The following is an 11,418-nucleotide window of genomic DNA, read 5'->3' on the forward strand; positions in this document are numbered from 1 at the left end:
GAAACCTCGGAAGTAGCTGGCTGCGGCGGCAAATATGAGAATGGAGTGGTGTTCCTTGTCTGTCTTTGTTTCCGAGTCTCCCGCGCGTGAAGCGGCTGCTGCTTTTGCCACGTTGTGCGAAGAAAGTATTGCTTGTCTAAACCTCGCCGTTTCAGGCGGCTCGACACCTCGCGCGCTATTCCGGTTGTTGGCCACGGAGTTTCGCGAGCACATTCCGTGGCAACGCGTTGCGGTCTTCCAGGTGGATGAACGGTGTGTCCCCCCGACCGACAGTCAGTCGAATTGGAAAATGCTTCACGAAGAACTGCTGGCGCATGTACCTAATTTGACTGCCTTTCGAATGGAGGCGGAACGTCCCCGAGCGGCAGAGGACTATGAGCGCGTCATTCGTGACAACGCACCGGCCAACGAGGTGGGCGTTCCACGATTCGACCTCATCCTCTTGGGCATGGGCGCGGACGGTCATACCGCTTCGCTCTTTCCCGGCACAGATGCCTTGAGCGAGGAGAGGCGTCTCGTCGTGCTGAACGCCGTGCCTCAACTGTCCACAGAACGTATCACCATGACGTATCCCCTCATCAACGCCGCGGCCCGGCGCTGGTTCCTGGTCCAGGGGGCCGACAAAGCCCCCGCTTACGCGCGCATACACAGCCACGGCGACGTACCGGCTGCGCTTGTTGCAGATGCGGATTGGTTTGTAGATGCCTCGGTGGTCGGCGCCAAGTAGTCTGAAGACAATCCGGGCATATTCCTCCTATCCTGTTTCTTTATAATTACTTGCGACGTTTGTTTGTTGGACAAATCACCTTGCTTTGAGACCGGCACTTGACTTTTGACAAAAGATTTGATATTTTTAGAAATATGGAAATTAAAGCCGCAGTTCAGATGATAGGGAGCCTGGCGCAGGACACACGCCTTGCGGTGTTCCGGCTGCTCGTGCGTCAGGGCCCGGAAGGGCTTCCCGCGGGAGATATCGCTGCTGCCCTCGACGTCCCTGCGCCGACGATGTCGTTTCATTTGTCGCAGTTGGTGGCGGCGGGGCTTCTGACCAATACGCGCAAAAGCAGGTCGATTTTGTACAGCGTGGACTTCGCGGGGGTGCGCAGTCTTTTCGAGTACCTCATGGAAGATTGCTGCCAAGGCCGTAGCGAACTGTACAGCGAAGCTCGGTGCGACGATAAGCCCTCGTGCTGCGGAGCGGATGCTCAGGGGCTCACACCATGAGTGAGCGGTTGCGGGTGCTGTTTCTGTGCACTGGAAATTCGTGCCGGAGCCAAATGGCGGAAGGCTGGGCAAAGCATCTTAAGCGGGAAGTGCTGGATGCCTATTCGGCGGGCACGCGCCCCCAGGGCCTCAACCCGCTTGCAGTGAAAGTCATGCGCGAGGCAGGCGTGGATATTTCTACACATGCCTCGAAGCACGTCGGTGACTTGGGAGGCGTTGAATTCGATCTAGTGGTTTCGGTGTGCGGAGATGCCCATGAAAATTGTCCTGTGTTTCCCGGGCAAACGCGGGTGATACATGTTGGCTTTGACGATCCGCCGAGGTTGGCGGCAAATGCAAAATCGGAAGAAGAAGCGCTGGACCACTATCGGCGCGTGCGAGACGAAATCCGGGCGTTTATCGAGCAGTTGCCCGACAACGTACAAGGGTGAATGACCATGGAAACGGTACATGAAGTGCGGGAACGCGTTCGTGAAGGATATGCGGCGATTGCCGGACAGGGGTCGTCGTGCTGCGGCACTACCTCGTGCTGCGGCACAGCTGAGACGGGCACTGCGTCGCAACTCGCGGAAGTGATTGGATACACTGCGGAGGAGATTGCCGCGCTGCCAGACGGCGCAAACATGGGATTATCGTGCGGCAATCCTGTTGCGCTTGCGTCGTTGCGCGAAGGAGAGGTGGTTGTTGACCTCGGCAGCGGCGGCGGTTTTGATGTGTTCATTGCGGGAAGAAAGGTCGGGGCCGCTGGCCGCGCCATTGGCATCGACATGACGCCGGAGATGCTGTCGAAAGCGCGCCGCAACATTCCGGTGTATCGCGAGCGGTCGGGCCTGGATAACGTGGAGTTCCGGCTCGGCGAGATCGAGCACCTTCCACTCCCGGACAACTCCGTGGATTGCATTATCTCCAATTGCGTGATCAACTTGTCGCCTGACAAACCGGCGGTGTGGCGTGAAATCGCGCGCGTCCTCAAGCCGGGCGGGCGTGTCGCGGTGTCGGACCTCGCGCTGTTGCGTCCCTTGCCGGAAGCAATTGGCGAGAAGGTCGAGGCCTTAATCGGGTGCGTTGCGGGGGCCGTCCTGGTAGAAGAGACGGAGCGCATGGCGCAGGAAGCGGGTCTATCACACATTCAGTTGGTTAAGAAGACCGAGTATGTGGACATGATGAACACGTGGAGCGACCCGCTCTACCGTGAGATTGTCGCGTTGCTGCCTGATGGTCTAGCTCCATCGGACTATGTTGTAAGTCTTGAGGTGAGTGCCGTGAAGCCCGTACCGAAGCGGTGCTGCGGCTGAACTATATAACCTTACGCGGGGGATGTTAGTGAAATGGCATCAAGTAGTCTGAAGCAGTTGTCGTTTCTCGATCGGTATTTGACGGTGTGGATCTTCCTAGCCATGGCCGCGGGAGTGGCCATGGGCTATTTCGCCCCAGGGTTAACGTCGCTGGTGGAAAAGGTTCAGGTCGGCACGACCAATGTCCCGATTGCGATCGGGTTGATTCTCATGATGTATCCGCCGTTGGCGAAGGTACGATACGAAGAACTCGGCGACGCGTTTCGAAATGTGCGGGTACTGACCCTGTCGTTAGTACAGAATTGGATTATCGGGCCGAGCTTGATGTTTCTGCTGGCGATCGTGTTTCTGCATGACAAGCCCGAGTACATGGTGGGGCTCATCATGATAGGGTTGGCCCGTTGCATTGCCATGGTTATCGTCTGGAACGATCTGGCGAAGGGCGACAGCGAGTATTGCGCGGGGCTCGTCGCGTTCAACAGCGTGTTCCAAGTCCTGTTTTACAGCGTGTACGCCTGGTTCTTCGTGACGGTCTTGCCGCCGCTCTTCGGACTGCGCGGCAGCGTTGTGGATGTGAGCATTGTCCAGATTGCCCGGAGCGTTTTCATCTATCTTGGCGTTCCGTTTATCGCGGGCATGCTGACTCGGTTTGTACTGCTGAAGCTGAAAGGCAAAGATTGGTACCACACGTCGTTCATTCCCCGCATCAGCCCGATTACCCTCATTGCGTTGCTCTTCACCATCGTGGTGATGTTCAGCCTCAAAGGCAATCTCATTGTGACAATCCCCTTCGATGTCGTTCGTATCGCGATTCCCTTGCTCATCTATTTCGTCGTGATGTTCCTCGTGAGTTTCTTCATGGGCAAGAAAGCCGGGGCCGATTATCCGAAGACGGCTACCTTGGCCTTCACCGCTGCGAGCAATAACTTCGAACTGGCTATCGCCGTGGCAGTCGCGGTGTTCGGCATCAACTCCGGCGCCGCGTTCGCCGCGGTGATTGGCCCGTTAGTCGAAGTGCCCGTATTGATAGGGTTGGTGGGTGTTGCGTTGCGCTTCCAACAGCGCTATTTTTGCGCGAAATGCTGAGGATCCCAGAGCGCAGTAATCTGCACAGCCAAAGCTTGGAAAGTGGCTATACGGGGACACGACTCTCGCCGTGTCCCCGCGGTGGTGAAAGCCGCCCCTCTTGCGGCGCTTTACGTGTGTGAACTACCTCGCAATTTGCAGCGGCGCTCAGTTGCGCCGGTGCAAATTGCTCACGTGCAAGACGTTGAGCTTATGCCATGAGGATTTCTCACGAACACACTCCGATCATGAAGAACTGCTTCATTCCTGGCGTCAAGCTTGGCAATTGCTCCGGCTACGATCTTGGTTCGTGTGCGTTCGCGAGAAATCCGGACTACCGGGACGGCTTAAGGCTCTTCGTTAGCTCTTCCCAGCGGCGTCGTCTTACGGCCCATTCCTCCTTCGGAATGGCATCTATCGTCTGGCGCAACTGCGCCAGCGCGTCACGAACACCCGGACTCAGGCTTCTAGGGTAGTGTCTGCGCCGTGTCTCCTTTTTGGAGTAAGGCGTAGGGTCGAACAAGTACGTTGCTGTGTTCATCTCGTTTCCTCCAGTGCGGCGTCCTTGCATCGCATATAGCTGAAGTAATATTCAGTATTATATGGTGAACCCCCTGAAAAGTCAAGCCGCTGCCCGCCACGCTTGACACACCTCATGAATTCCCCTATTATTCGACTTGACATTTGGAGAAAGATTGTGTACCCTATCAACATAATCGACATTCTTTAGTATGTTGACCAGCAAAGCCAAGTATGCGCTCCATGCCCTGGAAATACTGGCAAGAGAAAGGCGCGATCAGCCTGTCCTTATTGAGGATTTGGCGCGCCGGGGCAACATACCGAGGAAGTTTCTGGAGTTGATTCTGCTCGACCTGAAGAGCTTAGGGATCCTTCAGAGCAAGCGCGGTAGAGCGGGAGGGTATTACTTAGCCCTCCCCCCCGAGGAGATAAGCCTCGGGCAGGTTATTCGGTCCATGAGCGGGCCGATTGCCTTGGTCCCCTGCTTGAGCCGGACCGCCTATCGCCGGTGTACCGAATGCCAGGACGAAGGCTCGTGTGGGATTCGTCTTGTCTTGAAGGAAGTTTATGACGCAAGTATCAAAATACTGGAGCGGACCAGTCTCGCAGACATGGTCACGCGGCACGAGGAAGCGGCAAATCGGCGCAACGATGCGCCGATGTACCACATCTGAAGTGCGCTCATTTTTTTGGAAATTTAGCCTATTATCTTAATAGACATTAGGATGTTAATCATGCGAGAGCAGTACGGAACCATTCAAAACGCGCCCGACCACGAAGCGGAGTCCCTGATACTGAAAGCGGTCCGCTCCATCCGGTACGGGTCGGTAGAAATAGTCATCCATGATTCGCGGGTGGTCCAGGTGGAACGCAGGGAGAAGCACCGGTTCACCGCGTCGCACGAATGAGCCCCCCTTCGGGGGATTTCTTTACCGCCTACCAGACCACTGGAGGCGAACGCAAAGACAGTTAAACGCACGGTAATCGACCGGACCTCCGGAGATGTCGCCGAAGGAGACACAGCCATGTGGAGGTCCCGTATTGCAGTGGGGCTTGCCCTGGTGGGTCTGGCGCATTTTGCCGGACCGGCACCGGGGATTGCCCAAGAGAACGGCGCAAGCGCAGCGGCAACAACCGACGAGCTGGCGCAGTTGAAGAAACAGCTAGAGGAGTTGAACCAAAAGGTGTTGGTGCTGGAGCGCCAGAAAGAAATTGAGAAGGAAGCTGCCGCCGAGAAGGCGAAGACGGCTGCCGTCGTGAGCGCGGGGAAAGACGGGTTCACCATCGGCTCCGCGGACAAGGCATTCCAACTCAAGATCGGCGGCTGGACGAGTTTCGATACGGCGTGGTTCGATCAGGACTCGGAGTTGAGGAATAGCGTCGGCGACGAACAGGACGGCACGGGGTTCCGCAGTATCCGGCTCCGGCTAACGGGAACGGTTTATCAGAATATCGATTTCCAGTCGGAGTTTGAGTTTGCGGGACAGAACGGCCAGGACACGCCGGCGATCTACGACACGTACATCACCTTGAAGGACATTCCGTACGGAGGTGACCGGAAGGGCGAACTACGCTTCGGCCATTACCGTGAACCGTTCAGCATGGAAGAGCTGACGGCGATTCCGGCGCGGCTCTTTCAGGAGTTGTCGCTGGCGAGCACGTTCAATCCGAGCCGGAACGCGGGCGTTCAGTGGAGCGACGCGCTAATCGGTGAAGAGAAGAAAGAACGGCTTCAGTACGCCGTCGGTCTCTTCAAGGAAACCGACTTCTGGCCCAGCAGCAACGATTCGGACGAAGATCAGGGCTGGAGCGTCACGGGACGTGTATCGGGCCTGCCGTACTACAAGTACAACGGCGAGCACCTCGTCCATGTGGGTGTGGCGTACAGCCACCGCAACCCGGACGGGGCGGTGCTTCCGTGGGCAACGCGCCCGGAAACCCGGTTGTCGTTGTTCCGGTATATCGACACGGACAAGTTCCAGAACTTCCGGTTGCGCGATGCGCGGGCGGATGACGTGGACCTGCTGGGTCTGGAGTTGGCGGCGGTATTCGGGCCGTTCACGTTCCAAAGCGAATACACGCTGGCGGATGTGGACACCACCTTCAATGGCAGCCGTTCCTTTAGCGGGTACTACGCGCAGGCGAGTTACTTCCTCACCGGGGAAGTGCGGCCGTACCGGCATTCGACGGGCACCTTCGACCGCGTGACTCCGAAGAAAGACTTCAAGTGGGGCAAAGACGGCGGCTGGGGCGCGTGGGAAGCGGCGGTTCGTTACTCGCACGCGGACCTCTCGGACGGCGGCGTGCGCGGCGGCATCCAAGACTCGTATACCGCGGGCCTTCATTGGTATCTGAATCGAAGCACCAACGTCTCCTGGAACTACATCCACAACGTCGTCGACCACGATTTGTATGACGGCGAGTTCGATTCACTGCAAATGCGCGTGGAAGTGGCATTTCTCTGAGCAATAACGAAGACAGACAACATAACGACTAATTCACCGCCCCAAGGCGGACAGACCAATAAGGAAATAGCAGTCATGAAACACGTGAAGACACTCTCGAATGGATACGTTCCCGCACCGGCCACCTCGCTGCTTGAATTGGCGCAAATCGGAACGATCTTTGGAACGTTTGCCACGGCCTTTACCGGCTTTATTGGAGGCATCAACGTGTGGACGCAAGCGCTTGAGCGGCTCGTGAACGTCGGTCAAGACAAGGCGTCATCGTAGCGCAGTGCCCGGCTCTGCCTCTCCGCGGGCGGAGGCGGCGTCTATGGGACTACCCCCAAGGCGACCGTCCTCTCCCGCAGGGGCCCGGGCGATAGAAACGCAGAAGTGATTGAAGAACCGCCGAGCCCACAGGCCGGCCAGTAACCAGGAGCTAGACTGATATGCGATTGACTACGATTCTCACGGCCGTGGCCATTGCGTTGGCCATGCCACTTGCCCCAGGCGCCCACGCGGCGGGCGCCGTGAAACTGCTGAACGTGTCGTACGACCCGACCCGCGAGTTGTACGACGAGTACAACGCGGCATTTGCCGCGCATTGGAAGACGAAGACCGGCCAAGACGTCACTATTCAGCAATCGCATGGCGGTTCGGGCAAACAGGCCCGCGCCGTGATCGATGGGTTGCGCGCCGACGTAGTGACCCTGGCGCTGGCTTACGACGTCGACGCCATCGCGCAGAAGGCAAGTCTGCTGCCGAAAGATTGGCTGACCAAGCTGCCCAACAACAGCGCTCCGTATACATCGACCATCGTGTTCCTGGTGCGCGCGGGAAATCCGAAAGGCATCAAAGACTGGGACGACCTCGTGAAGCCGGGCGTGTCCGTAATTACGCCCAACCCGAAGACCTCCGGCGGCGCGCGGTGGAACTACCTGGCGGCATGGGCCTTTGCGAAGCGCAAGTTCAACGGCGACGAAGCGCAGACCAAGGAGTTCCTGAAACTGCTTTTCAAGAACGTGCCTGTGCTCGACTCGGGCGCGCGCGGTTCAACAACGACCTTCGTGCAGCGCGGCATCGGTGACGTGTTCATCTCGTGGGAAAACGAGGCTTTCCTTGCAACGAAAGATCTCGCCCAAGGCAAGTTCGAGATCGTCATTCCGTCGATCAGCATCCTCGCGGAACCGTCCGTGGCGGTCGTCGAGCGCAATGCTCAGAAGAATGGCACGACCGACGTCGCGAAAGCCTATCTCGAATACCTGTACTCCGAAGAGGGGCAGGAAATCGCTGCGAAACACTACTACCGTCCGCGGCTGGAATCCGTCGCGGCGAAATACAAGAGCACGTTCCCAGACGTGAACCTCGTCACCATCGATGAGGAGTTCGGAGGATGGGCCCAGGCACAGAAGATCCACTTCGACGATGGCGGCACCTTTGACGCGATCTACGTGCCGGGTAGCTGATTACCAGAAGGACACGAACGCACATGCTGCTCAAACAACGCACCGTATTGCCGGGATTCGGTCTCGCAGGAGGGTTCGCCCTTCTCTATCTGTGCCTGATCGTGCTGATTCCCCTGGCGGGGCTGGCCGTGAAGACCACAGACCTGACGTGGGCCGAGTTCTGGCAAACGGTGACGGGGCCACGGGTGTTGGCGTCGTACAAGCTGAGCCTGCTGACTTCGCTCGCGGGCGCGGGTATTAACGTGGTGTTTGGATTCGTGGTGGCCTGGGTGCTGGTGCGCTACTCGTTCCCCGGTAAGCGTATCGTGGACGCCTTGGTGGACTTGCCGTTTGCGTTACCGACGGCCGTCGCCGGCATTGCACTCACATCGCTGTACGCGCCCACGGGATGGATCGGCCAGTACCTCGATCCCTACGGGATCAAGGTCGCGTTTACGCCTGCGGGTATCACCTTGGCGCTGGCCTTCATCGGGCTTCCATTTGTCGTGCGCACTGTGCAGCCCGTGCTTGAAGACCTCGACAAGGAAGTCGAAGAAGCAGCGGCAAGTCTCGGCGCGACGAGGTTTCAGACGTTTACTCGCGTGTTGCTGCCTTCGGTGTTCCCCGCTTTGATGGCGGGGTTCACGATGGCGTTTGCGCGCGCGCTGGGCGAGTACGGGTCGGTGGTGTTCATCTCGGGCAACATGCCCATGAAGACGGAGATCGCGCCGCTGCTCATTATGACGAAGTTGGAACAGTTCGACTACGCAGGCGCGACCGCCATCGGATTGGTCATGCTGCTCATGTCGTTCGCGATGCTGTGCGTTATCAACCTTGTGCAGCGGTGGAGCGGTGTGCGCGCGGCCGCACACTAGCGAGGAAGAGACATGGCTGGAGCTACAACTGCTTTACCCGGAACTCAGGCTGCGGCGGTTCGCGCCGCTACCAGTGAAGGTCTCGTCGTGCGCGCGGCCCTCACGTTTATCGCCCTGCTCTATCTTGGTCTCTTTCTCGTGTTGCCGCTGGTCGCGGTGTTTGCGCAGGCCCTCGAAAAGGGACTCGGCCCCTACTTCGCGGCATTGGCGGAGCCGGATGCGGTGTCCGCAATCAAGCTGACGTTGATCACGGCGGGCATAGCCGTGCCACTGAATATGATCTTCGGATTGGCGGCCTCTTGGGCCATCGCAAAATTCGATTTCTACGGAAAGGGCCTCATCGTCTCGCTGATCGATCTGCCATTCTCGGTATCGCCGGTTATATCGGGACTGATCTACGTACTGCTGTTCGGCCTGCAGGGATTGCTTGGTCCGTGGCTTGCCGAGCACGACATACAAATCATCTTTGCAGTCCCGGGGCTTGTGTTGGCGACCATCTTCGTGACGTTTCCGTTTGTTGCGCGCGAGCTGATTCCGTTGATGGAACAGCAAGGCACGGAAGAAGAAGAGGCGGCGCTGCTATTGGGCGCAAGCGGGCTCACCACGTTCTGGAAGGTAACGCTGCCTAACGTGAAGTGGGCGTTGTTGTACGGCGTGATCCTGTGCAATGCGCGCGCCATGGGCGAATTCGGCGCGGTCTCCGTGGTATCGGGGCATATCCGCGGGGAAACCAACACCATCCCGCTTCATGTCGAGATTCTCTACAACGAATACAACTTCGTGGCGGCGTTCGCGTGTGCATCCCTGCTCGCGTTTCTCGCGATCATTACTCTGATTTTGAAATCCCTTGTCGAGTGGAAAACAGCGCGCAAGCTCGCGGTCACCGACCGGACAACCGGAGAGACGGCATAACATGGGTATCGAAGTACGCAATATCACAAAACGTTTCGGAAACTTCAGCGCATTGCGCAACGTCAGCCTGCACGTGGAGCCTGGCGAACTGGTCGCCCTGCTGGGGCCCTCCGGTTCGGGCAAGACAACGCTGCTGCGCATCATCGCGGGACTTGAGACAGCCGACAGCGGTTCGGTCCTTTTCAGCGGCGTGGACACGACACACCGCTCGTTGCGCGAGCGACGCGTGGGCTTTGTTTTCCAACACTACGCACTGTTTCGCCATATGACCGTTTTCGAGAACGTGGCGTTTGGATTGAAGGTGCGGCCGCGTTCGACGCGTCCCTCAAAGGCGGAGATTAAGGACCGAGTACATGATCTGCTTCGGCTCGTGCAGCTCGAGCAGTTTGCCGACCGTTATCCCTCGCAATTGAGCGGTGGACAACGCCAGCGCGTGGCGCTGTCTCGCGCGCTCGCGGTGGAACCAAGCGTGCTGTTGCTGGATGAACCGTTCGGAGCGCTTGATGCCAAGGTGCGCAAAGAGTTGCGGCGCTGGCTGCGGCGCTTGCACGACGAGATTCACGTGACCAGCGTATTCGTGACGCACGACCAGGAGGAAGCGCTCGAAGTGGCGGACCGTATCGTCGTTATGAACGAGGGACGCATCGAACAGGTTGGTACGGCGGAAGAGGTGTACAGCCATCCCGCGACACCGTTCATCTACAACTTTCTCGGCGACGTGAACCTCTTCCACGGGCGCGTGGAAGGAGGGCGCATGCTCGTCGGCGAACCCTCCCCCGACAGCGGCACAACGAAAGTGTTCGTACGACCGCACGGATTCGAAGTACACACCGCGCCCAACGGCAAGGAACACTTTCCCGCAACGATCTCACGCATCAATCCCGCGGGGCCGGTCGTGAAGCTGGAACTACGCGCCTCCTGGGGCGATACCGTCGACGTCGAGCTTACGCGGGAACGCTTCCTCGAACTCGAACTCAAACGCGACGACGAAGTCTTCGTTACGCTAAAAGAGATGAAGGTGTTCGCAGAGGACTATGTGATTTGACGCGAAGGGCGGTTTTTCCAACCCGCTATTTGGCCGATAATGAGCGAGAGAGTCGTGTTAAGCATAAGGGTGGCTCACAGGCGCTTTGTGATTTCATCCTGCGTATCCTGTGCATCCTTGTTCAATAAAGAATTTCAACAAGGATGAACAGGATTTGCAGGATGAGCCCTGTCGTCACTGGTTTACGATAAGACCTGACTATTTTCACCTCAACTGAGCGGTCCTTTCAGAAAAACACGGAACTTGCGTTGTGCTGAGAGGCTCCTAGAATACAGCTCCATCAAGACAACGTTTGGAACTTACTTTGGTTTGTCATGCTAAGCGGTAGCGAAGCATCTGGCACCAGAAATGCCTGGCCTTAAGCCAGATCCTTCGCTTCGCTCAGGATGACATTCTAGTTCTCTTTAGCGACATTCTGAATCCACCAGCGGTGTACGAAGAGTGTGGCGTGTAGAGGCTATTTCTTTTCCGCGCCGGTCAGCTTGCGGATGGTTGCCACTTCGTCTTCCTTGTACGGGGTGCCGTCGATGCGGAAGATCTCGTGGAACCAGAGTTCGGGTTCGGCGGTAAGGGTCTTTTCCCAGGATTCCCACG

General features: G+C 57.8%; 14 protein-coding genes. 13 read left to right on the forward strand and 1 reads right to left on the reverse strand.

The window, feature by feature from the left end; translation table 11 throughout:
• The first annotated feature begins 55 nt into the window (after positions 1 to 55).
• The 5 genes from pgl (at position 56) to arsB (ending at position 3,605) form a co-directional block, all read left to right on the forward strand.
• Positions 56 to 727, forward strand: coding sequence for a 6-phosphogluconolactonase (gene pgl / locus K1Y02_04265; protein MBX7255558.1), 672 nt, complete (start codon positions 56 to 58; stop codon positions 725 to 727).
• A 134-nt stretch (positions 728 to 861) separates the two neighbouring features.
• Entirely contained in the window at positions 862 to 1,224 is a 363-nt protein-coding gene (locus tag K1Y02_04270) for a metalloregulator ArsR/SmtB family transcription factor (protein MBX7255559.1), read from the forward strand.
• Positions 1,221 to 1,655 carry an arsenate reductase ArsC gene (locus K1Y02_04275; protein ID MBX7255560.1) on the forward strand — a complete coding sequence of 145 codons (435 nt, stop codon included), beginning with the start codon at positions 1,221 to 1,223 and terminating at the stop codon, positions 1,653 to 1,655. The genes K1Y02_04270 and K1Y02_04275 overlap by 4 nt, the downstream gene beginning before the upstream one ends.
• Positions 1,656 to 2,519 (forward strand): arsenite methyltransferase, encoded by an 864-nt coding sequence (arsM, locus tag K1Y02_04280; GenBank protein MBX7255561.1) that lies wholly within the window; start codon positions 1,656 to 1,658, stop codon positions 2,517 to 2,519.
• A 48-nt stretch (positions 2,520 to 2,567) separates the two neighbouring features.
• Positions 2,568 to 3,605, forward strand: coding sequence for an ACR3 family arsenite efflux transporter (gene arsB / locus K1Y02_04285; protein ID MBX7255562.1), 1,038 nt, complete (start codon positions 2,568 to 2,570; stop codon positions 3,603 to 3,605).
• Positions 3,606 to 3,918: 313 nt separating this feature from the next.
• On the opposite strand, the gene K1Y02_04290 is transcribed toward arsB, so the two are convergent.
• Positions 3,919 to 4,125 (reverse strand): hypothetical protein, encoded by a 207-nt coding sequence (locus K1Y02_04290; protein MBX7255563.1) that lies wholly within the window; start codon positions 4,123 to 4,125, stop codon positions 3,919 to 3,921.
• 190 nt (positions 4,126 to 4,315) lie between these two features.
• Here K1Y02_04290 and K1Y02_04295 point away from each other — a divergent pair, with 190 nt between their 5' ends.
• From K1Y02_04295 to K1Y02_04330, 8 genes are all read left to right on the forward strand, one after another.
• A complete protein-coding gene (locus K1Y02_04295) occupies positions 4,316 to 4,777 on the forward strand; it encodes an Rrf2 family transcriptional regulator (GenBank protein ID MBX7255564.1) in 462 nt (153 codons plus the stop codon).
• Positions 4,778 to 4,837: 60 nt separating this feature from the next.
• On the forward strand, positions 4,838 to 5,011 hold the full coding sequence (locus K1Y02_04300) for a YezD family protein (GenBank protein ID MBX7255565.1): 174 nt from the start codon (positions 4,838 to 4,840) through the stop codon (positions 5,009 to 5,011).
• A 117-nt stretch (positions 5,012 to 5,128) separates the two neighbouring features.
• Positions 5,129 to 6,568 carry a hypothetical protein gene (locus K1Y02_04305; GenBank protein MBX7255566.1) on the forward strand — a complete coding sequence of 480 codons (1,440 nt, stop codon included), beginning with the start codon at positions 5,129 to 5,131 and terminating at the stop codon, positions 6,566 to 6,568.
• A gap of 75 nt (positions 6,569 to 6,643) precedes the next feature.
• Complete coding sequence (locus K1Y02_04310; protein ID MBX7255567.1) at positions 6,644 to 6,835, forward strand: hypothetical protein; 192 nt, start codon at positions 6,644 to 6,646, stop codon at positions 6,833 to 6,835.
• Positions 6,836 to 6,996: 161 nt separating this feature from the next.
• Positions 6,997 to 8,013: a sulfate ABC transporter substrate-binding protein gene (locus K1Y02_04315; protein MBX7255568.1), complete on the forward strand. Its 1,017-nt coding sequence runs from the start codon at positions 6,997 to 6,999 to the stop codon at positions 8,011 to 8,013.
• Between the two features lie 23 nt (positions 8,014 to 8,036).
• Positions 8,037 to 8,867: a sulfate ABC transporter permease subunit CysT gene (gene cysT / locus K1Y02_04320; GenBank protein MBX7255569.1), complete on the forward strand. Its 831-nt coding sequence runs from the start codon at positions 8,037 to 8,039 to the stop codon at positions 8,865 to 8,867.
• Between the two features lie 12 nt (positions 8,868 to 8,879).
• Complete coding sequence (gene cysW, locus K1Y02_04325; GenBank protein ID MBX7255570.1) at positions 8,880 to 9,779, forward strand: sulfate ABC transporter permease subunit CysW; 900 nt, start codon at positions 8,880 to 8,882, stop codon at positions 9,777 to 9,779.
• Position 9,780: 1 nt separating this feature from the next.
• Positions 9,781 to 10,824: a sulfate ABC transporter ATP-binding protein gene (locus K1Y02_04330; protein MBX7255571.1), complete on the forward strand. Its 1,044-nt coding sequence runs from the start codon at positions 9,781 to 9,783 to the stop codon at positions 10,822 to 10,824.
• Positions 10,825 to 11,418: the final 594 nt, after the last annotated feature.

This window comes from Candidatus Hydrogenedentota bacterium (assembly GCA_019695095.1).
In the GTDB taxonomy this organism is placed as follows: domain Bacteria; phylum Hydrogenedentota; class Hydrogenedentia; order Hydrogenedentales; family SLHB01; genus JAIBAQ01.